Below are 17,896 nucleotides of genomic sequence, written 5' to 3'. Positions count from 1 at the left end.
CTCAACCAACCAACCAACAAATCATTGGAACTTTGCCAGGAAATAACCGCCTGAATCCGGTACGCTCACCCTTTTTACATCAAGGAGTTACTCCCCATGGCCAAAGCCACCGCCCGTCACATCCTCGTTCCCACTGAAGAAAAGTGCAACCAACTCAAAGCCCAGATCGAAGGCGGCGCTGATTTCGCAGAAATCGCCAAAGCCAACTCCAGCTGCCCATCCAGCCGCGACGGCGGCAACCTGGGCTCGTTCGGCCCAGGCCAAATGGTTAAAGAATTCGACACCGTCGTCTTCAGCGCCCCGGTCAACACCGTGCAAGGCCCGGTAAAAACCCAGTTCGGTTACCACCTGCTGGAAGTCACCAGCCGCCAGGACTGATCCAGTCTGCGCTGACGCTCTAAACAACGGCCCGCCTTTTGGCGGGCCGTTGTGCATGTGGTGACGGGCGACGCTTAAGCCGTTAACGTACCCGTCCCTATTCTTCTTCACCTGGCGTTCAAGGCTGATAATGCGATTGGCTTTTTCCCTGAAACTCCTCGGCGCTGCCCTGGGCCTGCTAATGGCCAGCACCGCCGCGACTGCAGCCCCGCAAACTTACTTGACCGTGTACGGCGAACCCGCCAAATACCCCGCCGGTTTCACCCACTTCGACTACGCCAACCCTGACGCCCCCAAAGGCGGCAGCCTGCGACGCTCAGCCATCGAAATCGGGCGTTTCGACCATGTGTTGCCGTATATCGACAAAGGCATCGGCGTCTCCCAGGTCGACGGCTGGCTGTACGCCCCGCTGGCCCAGCGGTCCCTGGATGAGCCCTACACCGTTTACGGCCTGGTTGCAGAGAAGATGGAACGCTCGGACGACGGCCTGTCGCTGCGTTTCTACCTCAACCCCAAGGCGCGTTTTGCCGACGGCAAGCCGATCACCGCCGAAGATGTGCGCTACAGCTTCGACCTGCTGATGACCCAAGGCAGCCTGCGTTTTCGCACCCTGTTCGCCGACGTCAAGCACGTCGAAGTCGAAGGCGAGCGCCAGGTGCGTTTTGACTTTTCCAGCAATGAAAACCGCACCCTGCCCCTGGATATCGCCACCTTGCCGGTATTCCCCGAACACTGGTGGAAGACCCGCGATTTCGCCAATGGCGGCGGCTATGAAGCCCCGCTGGGCAGCGGCCCGTACAAAATCAGCAAGATCGACTCCGGCAGCACCATCACCTTTACCCGCGACCCGGACTGGTGGGGCAAGGACTTGCCCGTCAGCCGTGGCCTGTACAACTTCAATCACTTGAGCCTGGAGTATTTCGGCGATACCGAGGTGGCGCGCCAGGTACTGCGCGGCGGCGCCTACGACTTCAATCGCGAGTTCTCCGCCACCGGTTATTCCATCGGTTACAACGGCCCGGCCCTCGACGACGGCCGCCTGCAACGTGCGCACCTGGCCAAAGAAATGCCGCAACCGGCCCAAGGCTATGTGTTCAACGTACAAAAGCCGATGTTCAAGGACCGCCGGGTGCGTCAGGCGCTGGCGATGCTGTGGGACTTCGAATGGGCCAACCGTCAGATGATGCGCAACCTGTACATTCGCCAGCAAAGCTATTTCTCCAATAGCGAGCTGGCGGCGAGCCAATTGCCGACCAAAGAAGAGCTGGCGATTCTGGAACCCCTGCGTGGGCAGATTCCCGACGAAGCCTTCACCCAGGTGTTCAAGGCGCCGGTCACCGACGGCAGTGGCATGATCCGCGACAAGCAGCTGCAAGCCCTGGCCTTGCTCGAAGCGGCCGGCTGGACACCGGATGGCGACAAGCTGGTGAATGCACAAGGCGAACCGCTGGAGTTCACCTTCCTCAATGCCCAACCCGGCCTGGAACGTCTGTTGCTGCCCTACAAACGCAACCTCGCGCAGATCGGCATTACCCTGAATATCCGCCGCATCGACTCCTCGCAATACGTCAACCGCATGATGGCGCGGGACTACGACATGATCGTGATTGGCTTCCCGGTGACCACCTCGCCCGGCATGGAGCTGTACAACTACTTCGGCTCCCAGGCGGCCTACGACCCCGGTGCCAATAACTACATGGTGTTGAAAGACCCGGCCGTCGACACCCTGATCAACGGCCTGGTCAAGGCCAACACCCACGCCCAGATGCTCACTTACGCCCACGCCCTGGACCGTGTGCTGCAATGGAGCTACCTGTGGATTCCGAATTACTACCCGCCCGGCACTTCCGCCGCGTGGTGGAACCGCTTCGGGCGCCCGGCCATCGAGGCCAAAAACGACGAAGCGCTGGAAACCTGGTGGGAAATCAGCCCCACGCCACTGACGAATGAGCAAATGAACGCCGAGTTGAAAAAACGCGCAGGTGCCCGCTGATGTTTGCCTATATCGTGCGGCGCCTGCTGCTGATCATCCCGACGCTGGTGATCATCCTGCTGGTGAATTTCGTGATCGTCCAGGCCGCGCCCGGCGGGCCGGTCGAACAGGCTATTGCGCACTTGCAAGGGATCGGCGGGGGCGGCATCGGCGGCTCTTCCGGCGAAAGCATCAGCGGCTCGCGGGCCAGCCGTGGCCTCGACCCCAAGCTGATCAAGGACATCGAAAAACAATACGGCTTCGACAAGCCCGCCCCGGAACGCCTGTGGTTGATGCTCAAGAACTACGCCCGGCTGGACTTCGGCAACAGCTTCTTCCGCGGCAAGACTGTGATCGACCTGATCCTGGAAAAGATGCCGGTGACCATTTCCCTGGGTTTATGGGCCACCTTGATTACCTACCTGGTGTCGATCCCCCTGGGCATTCGCAAAGCCGTGCGCCATGGCAGCAGCTTTGACGTGTGGAGCAGCACCGCCATCGTCATCGGCTACGCGATGCCGGCGTTCCTGTTTGCGATGTTCCTGATTGTGCTGTTCGCCGGTGGCACGTCGCTGAACTGGTTCCCGGTGCGCGGGCTGGTGTCGGAGAACTTCGACGAACTGAGCACCGTCGGCAAGATCGCCGACTACTTCTGGCACCTGGTGTTGCCCGTCACCGCGCTGGTGATCGGCGGGTTTGCCACCCTGACAATCCTCACCAAAAACTCATTCTTGAATGAAATCACCCGCCAGTATGTGGTCACGGCCCGCGCCAAAGGCTTGAGCGAACGACGTGTGCTCTATGGCCATGTGTTCCGCAACGCGATGCTGCTGGTGATCTCGGGGATTCCCCAGGCGTTTATCAGCGTGTTTTTCGCCGGTTCCCTGCTCATCGAAGTGATCTTCTCCCTCGATGGCCTGGGCCGCATGAGCTACGAAGCCGCCGTGTCGCGTGACTACCCGGTGGTGTTCGGCTCGCTGTTTATCTTCACGTTGTTCGGCCTGCTGATAAAACTCATCGGGGACCTTTGCTACACCCTGGTGGACCCGCGTATCGACTTCGCGGCGAGGAACGCCTGATGCTTAATCTATCCCCGGTGGCGCGTCGGCGTTTCGAGCGATTCAAGAAAAACCGTCGCGGTTGGTGGTCGCTGTGGCTGTTTATCGGCCTGTTTATCCTGACCCTGGGCGGCGAATTGATCGCCAATGACAAACCGCTGCTGCTCAGTTTCAAGAACGAGCTGTATTTCCCGGTGTTCAAGCGCTACACCGAGCAGCAGTTCGGCGGGCAGCTGCCGTTCCAGGCCGACTACCGCAGTGACTACGTGCAAAAGCTGATCAAGCAGGACGGCGGCTGGATGCTGTTCCCGCCGATCCCGTTCAGCGACGACACCCCCAACTACGAACTGACCCGCCCTGCCCCCAGCCCGCCCTCGGCGGTGAACTGGCTGGGCACTGACGATCAGTCGCGCGATGTGCTGGCGCGGGTGATCTTTGGAGCACGGGTGTCGATCCTGTTTGCACTGGCGTTGACGGCCATCAGCGCCGCCATCGGCATTGCCGCCGGGGCCTTGCAGGGTTACTACGGCGGCTGGGTGGATCTGCTGGGCCAGCGCCTATTGGAAGTCTGGTCCGGATTGCCGGTGCTGTACCTGCTGATCATTCTGTCGGGCTTTGTCGAGCCGAACTTCTGGTGGTTGCTGGGGATCATGGCGCTGTTTTCCTGGCTGGCCCTGGTGGACGTGGTGCGCGCCGAGTTCCTGCGCGGGCGCAACCTGGAGTACGTCAAGGCCGCCCGCGCATTGGGCCTGGGTGACGGCAAGATCATTCGCCGGCATATCCTGCCGAATGCCATGACCGCCACCCTGAGTTACCTGCCGTTTATTTTGACCGGAGCGATCTCCACGTTGAGCGCCCTGGATTTCCTCGGTTTCGGCATGCCGGCGGGCAGCGCGTCGCTGGGCGAGCTGATTGCCCAGGGCAAGCAAAACCTGCAAGCGCCGTGGCTGGGCCTGACGGCATTTTTCACCCTGGCGCTGATCCTGTCGCTGCTGGTCTTTATTGGCGAGGCATTACGTGATGCCTTCGACCCACGTTCATGAGTGACTGCAGATGAACCTGATCGAAATCCGCGACCTCAGCGTCGCCTTCAGCGGCCAGACCGTCGTACGCAACCTGAGCCTGGACGTACGCCCCGGCGAGTGCCTGGCATTGGTGGGCGAGTCGGGCTCGGGCAAGTCGGTGACGGCCCATTCGATTTTGCAATTGCTGCCCGAAGCCGGCACGGCAACCACCGGCTCCGTGAAGTATCGCGGCCAGGAGTTGATCGGCGCGCCAGCCGGCACGTTGCAAAAGCTGCGTGGCAACCGCATTGCGATGATCTTCCAGGAGCCGATGACCTCCCTCAACCCGTTGCACAGCATCGAAAAGCAAATCGGCGAAACCCTGCTGTTGCACAAGGGCCTGGGCGGCAAGGCAGCGCAGGCGCGGATCCTCGAACTGCTTGAACTGGTGGGCATCCAGAAGCCCCAGGAACGGCTCAAGGCGTATCCACACCAGCTCTCCGGCGGCCAGCGCCAGCGCGTGATGATCGCCATGGCCCTGGCCTGCGAGCCGGAACTGCTGATCGCCGACGAACCCACCACCGCGCTGGACGTGACCGTGCAGCGCAAGATCCTGCTGCTGCTCAAGTCCCTGCAACAACGGTTGGGCATGTCGCTGCTGCTGATCAGCCATGACCTCAACCTGGTGCGCAGCATTGCCCAGCGCGTGTGCGTGATGCACGCCGGTGAGATTGTCGAGCAGGCCGATTGCCAGACGCTGTTCACCGCACCGCAGCATCCTTACAGCCGCCTGCTGCTGGATGCCGAGCCTGCCGGTGATGTGCTGTGCAGCGACGAGCGCGAGACGGTGTTGCAGGTCGACAACCTGACCGTGCAGTTCCCCCTCGGCGGCGGGCTGTTCCGGCGCAAAACTTACCTGCGCGCCGTGGACGGCATCAGCCTCAGCGTGCAGCGCGGCAAGACCCTGGGGATTGTCGGCGAGTCCGGTTCAGGCAAGTCGACCCTCGGCCAGGCGATCCTGCGCTTGCTCGACTCCACCGGCAGCATCCGCTTCCAGGGCCACGCCCTCGACCCCCTGAACAACCAGCAAATGCGCCCGTGGCGCAAGCAGATGCAGGTGGTGTTCCAGGACCCGTTCGGCAGCCTCAGCCCGCGCATGTCGGTGCAACAGATCATCAGCGAAGGCCTGGAAGTGCACGCGCCGTGCAGCCTGGCCGACCGCGATGCGCAAGTGATTCAGGTGCTCAAGGACGTGGGCCTCGACCCCGCCAGCCGTCATCGTTACCCCCATGAGTTTTCCGGTGGCCAGCGCCAACGCATCGCTATCGCCCGCGCCTTGGTGCTCAAGCCGGCGCTGATGTTGCTGGACGAACCCACGTCCGCCCTCGACCGCACGGTGCAGAAGCAGGTCGTGGCGTTATTGCGTGAACTGCAGGAAAAATACGCCCTGACCTACCTGTTTATCAGCCATGACCTGGCGGTGGTACGCGCCATGGCCCACGACATGATCGTGATCAAGGATGGCAAGGTGGTGGAGCGCGGCGCGAGCCATGACGTGTTCGAGGCGCCGCAGCACGCGTACACCAAGGAGCTTCTGGCGGCAGCGCATATTCCTTTGTAGGAGCGCGACCCTCTTCATATTTTGTGTTGGCGGCGGGTGCATGAATAGCAACGAAAGCCTCAAGGATTACCAACGGGTGCGCGGCCTGGCCATCCAGTCGCTGTTCGAGATCATCGAGCAGTCCAGCGAAGGCACAGTGATTGTCGACCGTGACGCGACTATCGTCTGGATGAACGAGCGCTATGCCAAGCGCTTCGGCCTCAAAAGCGCCGACGATGCCATTGGCCAGCCGTGTGAGCAGGTGATCGCCAACAGTTTGTTGCGCCAGGTCGTGCGCAACGATCAGCCGATTTTGCTGGATATCCAGGACACGCCCAAGGGCCCACTGGTGGTGATGCGCCTGCCGATTCACGACGATGCCGGCGCGGTGATTGGTGCGATTGGGTTTGCGCTGTTTGATGAGTTGCGCAACCTGTCGCCACTGATCGAGCGCTACCTGAGCATGCAGCAGGAACTGGCCTCCACGCGGTCGTTGCTGCGTTCGCGGCAGAGCAAATACAACTTCGCGCACTTTATCGGCACCAGTGCGGCCAGCCTGGAAGTCAAACGCCGAGCGCGGCGCAGTGCGAGTGCCGAGTCACCGGTGTTGCTGCTGGGCGAAACCGGAACTGGCAAGGAGCTGCTGGCCCAGGCGATCCATGGCGCCTCGCCGCGTGCGCACAAAGCCTTCGTCAGTATCAACAGTGCCGCGATTCCCCACGACCTGCTCGAAGCCGAGTTTTTCGGCACCGCGCCGGGCGCGTTTACCGGGGCCGACCGCAAAGGCCGTCCCGGTAAGTTGCAGATCGCCCACGGCGGCACGCTGTTTCTGGATGAAATCGGTGATATGCCGCTGGCGCTGCAAAGCAAACTGCTGCGGGTGTTGCAGGAGAAGGAATACGAAGCGGTAGGCTCCAACGACATGCTACACAGCGATGTGCGGGTGATTGCCGCGACGTCCATGGACCTCGAAGCGGCGATCAAGCGCGGTGAGTTTCGTGCAGATTTGTATTACCGGCTGAATGTGCTGCCCATCCAGGTGCCGCCCTTGCGGGAGCGACTGGATGATATTCCAGCATTGAGCGAGGCGATTCTGGAAGAGCTGCGCAGCCAGCATGAACTGGACCGCGAGGCCCTCGCGCTGTTGGCACAGCACGCGTGGCCGGGGAACATCCGTGAGTTGCGCAATGTGTTGGAACGCGCGGCGTTGTTGAGTGATGACCTGATGCTGGATGCCAGGGAGATTCGCGCGGCGATTGGGACGTTTAGCCCGGTGACGCGTGGCCCGGTGGAAACCCTCGAGGGTGAGACGTTTGCGGCGGCGCGGGAGCGCTTTGATCGGCAGCTGATTGCAGCGGCGTTGAAGGCCTGTGACGGCAATGTGGTGGACGCGGCCAAGCGGTTGGGGCTGGGCAGATCGACGCTGTACAAGAAAATGGTTGCCCTTGGCATCGCCTAGTCTCAAAACAGAGAAACAATTCTATTTATGAAGACAATCTAATGTTGGAGCGGGCTTGCTCGCGAATGCGGTATTTCAGCCAGCTCATCTAGCACTGACACACCGCTTTCGCGAGCAAGCCCGCTCCCACATTGGGCCTTCACTTGTCTCTAGATAGAGACAAAATTCTGACCCGCCGATCTAAAATCAAATAATATTCTTATATTTCAACACGTTAATGTTTTGGCACACATCTCGCTATAGCCCCTCTCCAAAGCACCACCCCACAACAATAACAATCCGATTTGGAGACACACCATGAGTGTGATCATTGCCCTGGCAGCCCTCGCGCTGTTGATGCTGGCAGCCTACCGTGGCTACAGCGTTATCCTGTTTGCCCCCATCGCCGCCCTCGGCGCTGTGCTCCTCACCGACCCGTCCGCCGTCGCCCCTGCCTTTACCGGGGTGTTCATGGAGAAAATGGTCGGCTTTATCAAATTGTATTTCCCGGTGTTCCTGCTTGGCGCGGTGTTCGGCAAGCTGATCGAGCTGTCGGGCTTTTCGCGCTCGATTGTTGCCGCCGCGATCCGTTTGCTTGGCACACGCCAGGCGATGCTGGTGATCGTGCTGGTCTGCGCCCTGCTCACCTACGGCGGCGTGTCGTTGTTTGTGGTGGTGTTTGCGGTCTACCCGTTCGCAGCGGAGATGTTCCGCCAGAGCAATATCCCCAAGCGCCTGATCCCGGCAACCATCGCCCTTGGCGCGTTCTCGTTCACCATGGACGCCCTGCCCGGCACGCCGCAGATCCAGAACATCATCCCCAGCACCTTCTTCAATACCACCGCGTGGGCTGCGCCGTGGCTGGGCTTGATCGGCACGATCTTCGTGTTCTGCACCGGCATGCTCTACCTGGCGCGCCAGCGCAACAAGGCCCAGCGTGCCGGCGAAGGCTATGGCACCGAGCTGCGTAACGAGCCGGAAACCGCCGAGAACCTCACCTTGCCCAACCCATGGATCGCGCTGTCGCCGCTGATTCTGGTGGGCGTGATGAACCTGCTGTTCACCCACTGGATTCCGCAGTGGTATGGCAAGACCCATAGCCTGAGCCTACCGGGCATGAGCGCGCCGGTGACCACCGAAGTCGCCAAGCTCACGGCAATCTGGGCGGTGCAGGCGGCGTTGCTGGTGGGCATTGTCATGGTGCTGGTGTTCGGCTGGTCGGCGATTCGCGACAAGCTCGCCGAAGGCAGTAAAAGCGCGGTCAGCGGTGCGCTGCTGGCGGCGATGAACACCGCATCGGAATACGGCTTTGGTGCGGTCATCGCCTCACTGCCGGGCTTTCTGGTGCTGGCGGACTGGCTCAAGGGCATCCCCAATCCGCTGGTCAACGAAGCGATCACCGTGACCTTGCTGGCCGGTATCACCGGCTCGGCCTCGGGCGGCATGAGCATCGCCCTGGCGGCGATGTCCGAAAGCTTTATTTCCGCGGCTCATGCGGCCAATATCCCCCTTGAAGTGCTGCACCGGGTAGCGGCCATGGCCAGCGGCGGCATGGACACCCTGCCCCACAACGGCGCGGTGATTACGCTGCTGGCGGTGACCGGGCTGACCCACCGCGAAGCCTACAAGGATATTTTCGGCATCACGATTATCAAGACCCTCGCGGTGTTCGTGGTGATCGGTACTTTCTACGCCACCGGCATTGTGTGAGGTTGACATGACGAACTTGAACGGCAAGACCGCCCTGGTCACCGGCTCCACCAGCGGCATCGGCCTGGGCATAGCGCTCAGCCTGGCCAAGGCCGGCGCCAACCTGATCCTCAACGGCTTCGGCGACGCCAGCGCGGTGATCGCCCAGGTGCAGGCGTTCGGCGGTAAAGTCGGCCATCACCCGGCAGACGTCAGCGACCCGGCGCAGATCGCCGACATGCTGGCCTATGCCGAGCGTGAATTCGGTGGCGTGGATATATTGGTCAACAACGCCGGCATTCAGCACGTGTCGGCGGTGGAGGATTTCCCGGTGGAACGCTGGGATTCGATCATCGCGATCAACCTGTCGTCGGTATTCCACAGCACGCGCTTGAGCCTGCCGGGCATGAAGGCCAAAGGCTGGGGGCGTATCGTCAATATCGCCTCGGTGCACGGCCTGGTCGGTTCGGTGGGCAAGGCCGCGTATGTGGCGGCCAAGCATGGCGTGATCGGCCTGACCAAAGTGGTGGGCCTGGAGACGGCCACCAGCAACGTCACCTGCAACGCCATCTGCCCGGGCTGGGTGCTGACGCCGCTGGTGCAGAAGCAAATTGATGACCGTGCGGCCAACGGCGTTGATCCGCAGCAGGCGCAGCATGATTTGCTCGCGGAGAAACAGCCGTCGCTGGAGTTTGTGACACCGCCGCAGTTGGGTGAGCTGGTGTTGTTTCTGTGCAGCGAGGCCGGTGCCCAGGTGCGCGGCGCGGCGTGGAATATCGATGGCGGCTGGCTGGCGCAGTAAACCCCCGCTATTCCACACGCAGGCGTTTTAAAATGTGGCAGCGGGCTTGCTCGCGAAGGAGGCGCGTCAGCCAGTTTGTAACTGACCCACCGCATTCGCGAGCAAGCCCGCTCGCACATTTGCTCCGTGCTGTTGGGTAGATTTCATCTAAGCACAAGAGATTGCGCAATGTCCGAGATCCTCTGGCAACCTTCCCCCGAACGTATCGCCAACACGCGGATGGACCAGTTCCGTCGCTTCGTCAACGACCGCTACAGCGTGCAACTGCCCGACTACCCGGCCCTGCACCAGTGGAGCATCGACCAGCGCGCCGACTTCTGGCAGGCCATCGTCGGGTTCTTTGACGTGCAATTTCGCAGCCCACCCTCGGTGACGCTGATCGAAGACCGTGAAATGCCCAGCGCCCAGTGGTTTCCCGACGCCACGCTGAACTTTGCCGAACACCTGCTGCGCCGCCGTGATGATCACCCGGCCGTGGTCGCCATCAGCGAGGACGGCCAGCGCGAACAGCTGACTTACGCCGAACTGGCTAGCCACGTCGCCGGCCTGCAACACAGCCTGCGCGCAGCGGGTGTCGGGGTGGGCGACCGCGTGGCCGCGTGCATGCCCAACACCTGGCAAACCCTGGTCGGCATGCTCGCCACCAGCAGCCTCGGGGCGATCTGGTCCTGTTCATCGCCGGACTTCGGCACCCAAGGCGTGATCGACCGTTTCGGCCAGATCGAACCCAAGGTGCTGATCACCTGCGCGGGTTATCGCTACGCCGGCAAGGCCATCGACCAAAGCGCCAAGCTGCATGAAATCCTCGCGCGCCTGCCGTCCCTGCAACAGCTGATCATCGTGCCGTATGCCCGGCCACAGGCGACAGCCGCGGATTATCAGACCCACGCCAAGGTCACGCTGTGGGACGACTTTTACCAACCCGGCGGCGAACCTGAATTTGTCGCAGTGCCGTTCAATCACCCGCTGTACATCCTCTATTCCAGCGGCACCACCGGCGTGCCCAAGTGCATCATCCACGGCACCGGCGGCGTGTTGCTCACGCACCTCAAGGAACACGGCCTGCATGCCGACCTGTCGCGGGATGACTGCCTCTTTTACTACACCACGTGCGGCTGGATGATGTGGAACTGGCTGGTGTCGGTGCTGGCCCTCGGCGCAACCGCCGTGCTGTACGACGGCTCGCCCTTTCACCCCGGCCCCGAACGGCTGATCGACCTGATCGATGCCGAGACAATCAGCGTATTCGGCACCAGCCCGAAATACCTCGTCACCCTGGAAAAAGCCGGCCTGCAACCGCGGCTGAGTCATGATTTGAGCAGTCTCAAAGGGCTGATTTCAACCGGCTCGCCGCTGTCGCCGCAGAGCTACGACTACGTGTACCGCGACATCAAAAGCGAGCTGTGCCTGTCGTCGATGTCGGGCGGCACCGATATCGTCTCCTGCTTTGTGATCGGCAACCCGGTGCTGCCGGTGCGGCGTGGCGAAATGCAGTGCAAGAGCCTGGCGATGGCCATCGAAGTGTGGAACGACCAGGGCCAGCCGCTGATTGGCGAAAAAGGCGAATTGGTCTGCACTCGGCATTTTCCGGCCATGCCGATCGGGCTGTGGAATGACCCGCACCAGCACACGCTGCGCGCGGCGTATTTCAGCCAGTTTCCCGGTGTATGGGCCCAGGGCGACTACGCCGAACAACGCCCCAATGGCAGCCTGCTGATTCATGGGCGCTCCGACGCGGTGCTCAACCCGGGCGGTGTGCGCATCGGCACGGCGGAGATTTATCGCCAGGTGGAAAAGGTCCCGCAGGTCCTGGAAAGCCTGGCCATCGGCCAACGCTGGCAGGACGATGTGCGGGTGGTGCTGTTTGTGCGCCTCAATGAGGGCATTGAACTCGATGACGCCCTGGAGCAACAGATTCGCCAGGTGATTCGCGCCAACACCACGCCGCGCCATGTGCCGGCGAAAATCCTCGCCGTCACCGATATCCCGCGCACCATCAGCGGCAAGATCGTCGAACTGGCGGTGCGCAACGTGGTGCACGGTGAACCGGTGAAGAACACTGACGCGTTGGCAAACCCGGAGGCGCTCGCGCAGTTTCGTGATCGACCGGAGCTGGCATAAACAAGAAAGGTTTCCGCCCTGAAGCACTCAGTTGAAGACAAACCCCCAATGCATGCTATTTTTCGAGGGGTAGTCAGCCGTTCCCGTGTCGCGGGATAATCGGTTTTGTCGTCTTTCAAAGTGTCGGGTTTAGGGTTTTTTCATGAACGTAACATCCACCGGAAGCGAAGCCGCCGCATTGATTGCACGGCTGGACTGGGCGCGAAGCCCCCTCGGTGAATCCAGTGACTGGCCGCAAAGCCTGCGCACCGCCGTCGATATCGTGGTCCACTCACCGATGCCGATGCTGCTGCTGTGGGGCAGCCAGCTCACTCAACTCTACAACGACGGCTTCGCCGCGCTCGCGGGCAACAAACACCCCGGCGCCATGGGCCAACCCGCGCATGAGACCTGGCCGGAGCTGGAAAACTTTACCGCACCGATCTACGACGCCGTCCTCACCGGCCAAGTGCGCACCTTCACCGAACAGCGCTTCGTCCTGCAACGCAACCATCGCGACACCGACATCTGGCTCGACCTGACCTACAGCCCGGTCCGCGATGAAAGCGGCACCGTCGCCGGCATTCTGGTCACCGCCATCGAGACCAACGAGCGCCGCAGCAAAGCCCTCGAACTGCAACAGCGCTCCGATGACAGCCTCAAGGCCCAGCACAGCACCGAACAACGCCTGCAATTGGCCCTGGCCGCCACTGATGCGGTGGGAACCTGGGACTGGGACATCGGCGAAGACCGCTTTATCGCCGACGCCCATTTCGCCTATTTGCATGGCGTCAACCCGAGTGACGCCGGCCTGTTGCCGATCAGCGACTACCTGCAAGGCGTGCACCCCGAAGACCGCGGCATGGTGGCGCGCAGCATCAAACACTGCATCACCTTTGGCACCGAATACGCCGAGGAATACCGCTTGCTGCAAGCCGACGGCCAACTGCGCTGGGTGTTCGCCCGTGGTCGCTGCTACAAGGACCCGCAAGGCCGCCCGGCACGCTTCCTTGGCGCCGCGCTGGACCTGACCGAACGTAAACACACCGAGCACGCGCTGCGCCAAAGCCAGACCGAGCTGCAACTGATCATCAACGCCATGCCGGTGCTGATCGGCTACGTCGACCACGAACAGCGTTTTCGCCTGAACAACAGCGCCTACCTCGACTGGTATGGCATGACGCCCCAGGAGCTGTACGGCAAGACCATCCGTGAGGTCATCGGCGACGAGCTGTATGCCGGGCGCGAAGACAAGATCGCCGCCGCGCTCAAGGGCAAGGCGTGCAGTTTCATGACCGTTACGCCCCATCACGACGGCCGCCCGCGCCACGCGTTGATGAAGTACCTGCCACGCTTCAGCAATGACGGCTCGGTGAACGGCTTCTATATCTTTGTTATCGATGAGACCGAACGCAAACTCACCGAAGAGGCCTTGCGCCACCTCAACGAGAACCTCGAAGAGCGCGTCGCCCAGCGCACACAGGCGCTGGCTGAAGCCAACCAGCGCCTGCAAAACGAAATGTTCGAACGCGAGCGCGCCGAAGACGCGCTGCGTCACGCGCAGAAAATGGAAGCCGTGGGCCAGCTCACCGGCGGCATTGCCCATGATTTCAACAACATGCTGACCGGGATTATCGGCAGCCTGGACTTGATGCAGCGCTACATCAGTGCCGGGCGCAGCGACGAAATCGGCCGCTTTACTGACGCCGCCGTATCGTCCGCCCATCGCGCGGCCGCCCTCACCCATCGGCTGCTGGCGTTCTCACGCCGCCAGTCGCTGGACCGCCGCCCGCTGGACCCCAACCAGCTGGTAGCGTCCCTGGAGGATCTGTTCCAGCGAACCAAAGGCGCGCATATCACGCTCAAAGTGCAACTGGGCCGCGATATCTGGCCCGTGAATACCGATGCCAGCCAGTTGGAAAACGCCCTGCTCAACCTGGTGATCAACGCACGCGACGCCATGCCCGACGGCGGCGAATTGCTGATCGAAACCGCCAACAGCTACCTCGATGGCAGCGACATCACCACCCTGGAACCGGTGAAGGCCGGCGACTACGTGATGCTGGGCGTGTGCGACAACGGCACCGGCATGGCACCGAAAATCCTGGCCAAGGCGTTCGACCCGTTTTTCACCACCAAGCCTATCGGCCAGGGCACAGGCCTTGGGCTGTCGATGATCTATGGGTTTGCCCAGCAATCCGGTGGCCACGTGACGATCCAAAGCGAGCCCGGCCAGGGCACCTGCGTGCGCCTGTACCTGCCGCGCCTGTATGGCACCGCCCTGGAAAGCCACCTGCCGCAGCATTTGAGCGAGGCCCCGTTGGCGCTGGCCGGTGAGTCGGTGGTGGTGGTCGAGGATGACCCGGCGGTGCGCATGCTGGTGGTCAATGTGCTCGATGAGTTGGGTTACACCGCACACCAGGCAGCGGACGCACGCACGGCGCTGCCTTTGCTGGAGTCGGATTTGCGTGTGGACCTGCTGGTGACCGATGTCGGCTTGCCGGGCATGAACGGCCGGCAACTGGCGGAAATCGCCCGTCAGCACCGGCCCGGCCTGCGCGTGTTGTTCATGACCGGTTACGCCGAAAAAGCCGCCGAGCGCCAGGGCTTTCTGGAAGACGGCATGGACATGGTCGCCAAACCGTTTTCCGTTGACCTGCTGGCAACAAAAATCCGCAGCATGATCAGCGTCGACGAATGAGTTCAGGCATAATCGCGCGCCGCCGCACACCTGGTAGAAATCAATGAAAGCCCAAGCCCGTCACATTCTGGTGAAGACCAGCGAAGAAGCCGAACAGCTCAAGCAGCGCATTGCCAAGGGCGAAGCGTTTGATGTGCTGGCCAAGAAATACTCGACCTGCCCGTCCGGCAAGCGCGGCGGTGATTTGGGTGAAGTGCGGCCAGGGCAGATGGTCGGGGCCATTGATGCGGTGATCTTCAAGAAGCCGGTGAAGGTGGTGCATGGGCCGATCAAGAGCAAGTTTGGCTATCACCTGGTGCAGGTGTTTTACCGCGACTGAGGGTTGGGCTTTAGACCGCTTTCGCGAGCAAGCCCGCTCCCACAGTTGACCGAGTTCCTTCAGTTGAAATGCAATCAAATGTGGCAGCGGGCTTGCTCGCGAACCGCCGCGGGCGGCTATTCCACCGACTATCTTGGGATCAGTGCACCCGGCACTTGAATCACCCGGCTCGCCAACCGATGCCCCGCCAAGGCCGCCGCCTCTGGCGAACCACCCGTGAGCCGACTGGCCAAATACGCCGCACTGAACGAATCCCCCGCCGCCGTCGTATCCACCACGTTCTCGACCTGCAACGCCGGCACGGCAAAGCGCTCGCCTGCGCAACGGATCAGACACGCCTGCGCCCCGCGCTTGAGCACCACTTCCGCAATGGCCGGGTACGCCGCAAACACCTGCTCACTGTCGGCGTACCCAAACAGCGCACGCTCGTCATCTTCGGTCAGCAAAGCGATATCCACCTCGGCGAGCACCCGGTGATACGCCGCGCGCGCCGCCTCGACACTGGCCCACAGACGCGGCCGGTAGTTGTTGTCGAAGACCACCTTGCCGCCGCGACGGCGGGTTTCGATCAGGCTTTGCAGTAAGCGTTCACGCCCGATTTCACCCAGCACCGCCAAGGTGATACCGCTGAAATACACCACGTCGTAATCCGGCAAGGCCGCCAGGATCGGTTCGGCGGCCGGCGTGGTGAAGCAATCACGCACGGCGGCTTCATTGCGCCAGTAGAGAAATTTGCGTTCGCCGTTGGCGTCCGTCTGGATGCAATACAACCCCGGCAAACGGCCGGGCAAGCGCTGAACCCTGTCCAGGCCCAAGCCTTCGTCGCGCCACTGTTGGCACATGGCATCGCTGAAACTGTCATCGCCCAAAGCGGTGACGTAGTCGACCGTGCCGACAGCGCCCAGCTCGCGGCGCAGGTACACGGCCGTGTTCAGGGTGTCGCCGCCGAAGCTCTGCTGCAGGCTGCCGTCGGCGCGGTGCTGCAATTCGATCATGCATTCGCCGATCAGGGCGATGCGCGGTTGTGTGTTCATGCCTTTGATCTCTGGTGTGGCTGATGGCTCCTTCGCGAGCAAGCCTGCTCCCACGGTTGACTGCATGCCTTCAGATACAACGCGGTCAATGTGGGAGCTGGCGTGCCTGCGATGGCCGCTAATCTCTGGTGTGGCTGATGGCCCCTTCGCGAGCAAGCCTGCTCCCACAGTTGACTGCATGCCTTCAGATACAACGCGGTCAATGTGGGAGCTGGCTTGCCTGCGATGGCCGCTAATCTCTGGTGTGGCTGATGGCTCCTTCGCGAGCAAGCCCGCTCCCACGGTTGACTGCATGCCTTCAGATACAACGCGGTCAATGTGGGAGCTGGCGTGCCTGCGATGGCCGCTAATCTCTGGTGTGGCTGATGGCTCCTTCGCGAGCAAGCCCGCTCCCACAGTTGACTGCATGCCTTCAGATACAACGCGGTCAATGTGGGAGCTGGCTTGCCTGCGATGGCCGCTAATCTCTGGTGTGGCTGATGGCCCCTTCGCGAGCAAGCCTGCTCCCACGGTTGACTGCATGCCTTCAGATACAACGCGGTCAATGTGGGAGCTGGCTTGCCTGCGATGGCCGCGACTCGGTCTAGAAGCAGGTCTGCAGCGACTCGATCACCTGCAACTGCTCATCCACCAGGCAGCCCACTTGCCACTTGTCGAAGGTCAGGCACGGGTGCGAGGTGCCGAAGGAAATGATGTCGCCGATACGCAGCTCAACCCCTGGTGCCACGCGCATGAACGCGTGCTGGTCCATCACTGCGGTGACTTTGCAGGCGCTCACGTCATCGCCTTCGGCCGGCAGGATACCGGCCTTGTAGCGCTTGAGCGGCACCGGCAACCCGGCGTCGTAGGCCACGTCGCGCTTGCCCAGGGCAATCACCGCAAAGCCGGGCTCGGGCAACGATTGCACGTGCGCCCAGACTTCCAGCGCAGGGCGCAGGCCTTCATTGAGGTCGCTGCGGCGGTCGAGCACGCAGCATTGCGCGTCTTTGTAGATACCGTGGTCGTGGGCCACGTAGCTGCCGGGGCGCAGCACGCTGAGGAAACGGCCGGCGGCGTTTTGCGTCTCGAAGGACTCGGCGATCAGGTCGTACCAGGCCGAACCCGACGCGGTAATGATGGGCTTGGGCAGGTCGAAAGCGCCATTGTTTTGCAGGTCCACGGCCAATCGCACCAGGCTGGCGGCGAACTCGCGGATGCCACTGATAGCGTGTTCGCCGTGGATGACACCTTCGTAGCCTTCGATGCCGGTAAGGGCCAGGGCCGGCTGGGCCTTGATCGCCTTGGCGAGCTCACGCACTTCCTGCTCGCTGCGGCAACCGCAGCGGCCGCCGACCACGCCGTACTCGATCATCACGTTCAGGCGCAGCCCACGGGCGGCGAAGAACAGGCCCAGGTCGGCGACGTTGTCCGGGTGGTCGACCATGCAGTGGAAGTCGAAATCAGGATCGGCCAACAGGTCGGCAATCAACGCCATGTTCGGCGCGCCGACCAGTTGGTTGGCCATCAACACGCGGCGCACGCCACCGGCATAGGCGGCACGGGTCTGCACCGCATTGGCCAGGGTAATGCCCCAGGCGCCTTGGGCGAGCTGGCGCTGGAACAGTGCGGGCATCATGCTGGTTTTGCCGTGGGGCGCGAGTTCTGCGCCGCTGTTGCTGACAAACGCTTGCATCCAGCGAATGTTGTGTTCCAGGGCGTCACGGTGCAGCACCAGGGCCGGCAGGCTGACGTCGCGGACCAAGTGGGCGCCAATCGCGGCGGCGCCTTTTTCAACGGCGTTGAAGGCAGACATGGAAAACTC

General features: G+C 62.0%; 13 protein-coding genes. 11 read left to right on the top strand and 2 right to left on the bottom strand.

The features are described 5' to 3' along the window. Positions 1–96: 96 nt before the first annotated feature. The 11 genes from A7D21_RS18895 (at position 97) to A7D21_RS18845 (ending at position 15,061) form a co-directional block, all read left to right on the top strand. Positions 97–378, top strand: a complete 282-nt coding sequence (locus A7D21_RS18895) for a peptidylprolyl isomerase (RefSeq protein WP_069552349.1) — start codon at positions 97–99, stop codon at positions 376–378. A 130-nt stretch (positions 379–508) separates the two neighbouring features. Then, positions 509–2,371 (top strand): extracellular solute-binding protein, encoded by a 1,863-nt coding sequence (locus A7D21_RS18890; protein WP_069552348.1) that lies wholly within the window; start codon positions 509–511, stop codon positions 2,369–2,371. Continuing rightward, the gene (locus A7D21_RS18885; protein WP_053255684.1) at positions 2,371–3,429 is read left to right on the top strand and encodes a microcin C ABC transporter permease YejB; all 1,059 of its coding nucleotides are present in this window, start codon (positions 2,371–2,373) and stop codon (positions 3,427–3,429) included. The genes A7D21_RS18890 and A7D21_RS18885 overlap by 1 nt, the downstream gene beginning before the upstream one ends. Then, positions 3,429–4,451: an ABC transporter permease gene (locus A7D21_RS18880; RefSeq protein WP_053255683.1), complete on the top strand. Its 1,023-nt coding sequence runs from the start codon at positions 3,429–3,431 to the stop codon at positions 4,449–4,451. Before A7D21_RS18885 ends, A7D21_RS18880 begins: the two co-directional genes overlap by 1 nt. 10 nt (positions 4,452–4,461) lie before the next feature. Next, complete coding sequence (locus A7D21_RS18875; protein ID WP_053255682.1) at positions 4,462–6,033, top strand: ABC transporter ATP-binding protein; 1,572 nt, start codon at positions 4,462–4,464, stop codon at positions 6,031–6,033. Between the two features lie 40 nt (positions 6,034–6,073). After that, a complete protein-coding gene (locus A7D21_RS18870) occupies positions 6,074–7,471 on the top strand; it encodes a sigma-54-dependent Fis family transcriptional regulator (RefSeq protein WP_069552347.1) in 1,398 nt (465 codons plus the stop codon). A 297-nt stretch (positions 7,472–7,768) separates the two neighbouring features. Next, positions 7,769–9,160 (top strand): GntP family permease, encoded by a 1,392-nt coding sequence (locus tag A7D21_RS18865; RefSeq protein WP_053255680.1) that lies wholly within the window; start codon positions 7,769–7,771, stop codon positions 9,158–9,160. Between the two features lie 7 nt (positions 9,161–9,167). After that, on the top strand, positions 9,168–9,941 hold the full coding sequence (locus tag A7D21_RS18860) for a 3-hydroxybutyrate dehydrogenase (RefSeq protein WP_053255679.1): 774 nt from the start codon (positions 9,168–9,170) through the stop codon (positions 9,939–9,941). 168 nt (positions 9,942–10,109) lie between these two features. Then, the gene (locus A7D21_RS18855; RefSeq protein WP_069552346.1) at positions 10,110–12,062 is read left to right on the top strand and encodes an acetoacetate--CoA ligase; all 1,953 of its coding nucleotides are present in this window, start codon (positions 10,110–10,112) and stop codon (positions 12,060–12,062) included. A 142-nt stretch (positions 12,063–12,204) separates the two neighbouring features. Beyond that, entirely contained in the window at positions 12,205–14,742 is a 2,538-nt protein-coding gene (locus A7D21_RS18850) for a PAS domain-containing protein (RefSeq protein ID WP_053255677.1), read from the top strand. A gap of 43 nt (positions 14,743–14,785) precedes the next feature. Then, the gene (locus tag A7D21_RS18845) at positions 14,786–15,061 is read left to right on the top strand and encodes a peptidylprolyl isomerase (RefSeq protein ID WP_003174397.1); all 276 of its coding nucleotides are present in this window, start codon (positions 14,786–14,788) and stop codon (positions 15,059–15,061) included. 128 nt (positions 15,062–15,189) lie between these two features. Here A7D21_RS18845 and A7D21_RS18840 read toward each other — a convergent pair whose 3' ends face one another. Then, positions 15,190–16,095: a sugar kinase gene (locus A7D21_RS18840; RefSeq protein WP_069552345.1), complete on the bottom strand. Its 906-nt coding sequence runs from the start codon at positions 16,093–16,095 to the stop codon at positions 15,190–15,192. Between the two features lie 583 nt (positions 16,096–16,678). After that, positions 16,679–17,887 carry an amino acid deaminase gene (locus tag A7D21_RS18835; RefSeq protein WP_069552344.1) on the bottom strand — a complete coding sequence of 403 codons (1,209 nt, stop codon included), beginning with the start codon at positions 17,885–17,887 and terminating at the stop codon, positions 16,679–16,681. Between the last annotated feature and the right edge of the window lie 9 nt (positions 17,888–17,896).

The sequence above is a fragment of the Pseudomonas sp. AP19 genome (assembly GCF_001728855.1).
Classification (GTDB): domain Bacteria; phylum Pseudomonadota; class Gammaproteobacteria; order Pseudomonadales; family Pseudomonadaceae; genus Aquipseudomonas; species Aquipseudomonas fluorescens.
The sequence above is the reverse complement of the archived record's forward strand: the minus strand, read 5'-3'. Positions and strand labels throughout refer to the sequence as shown.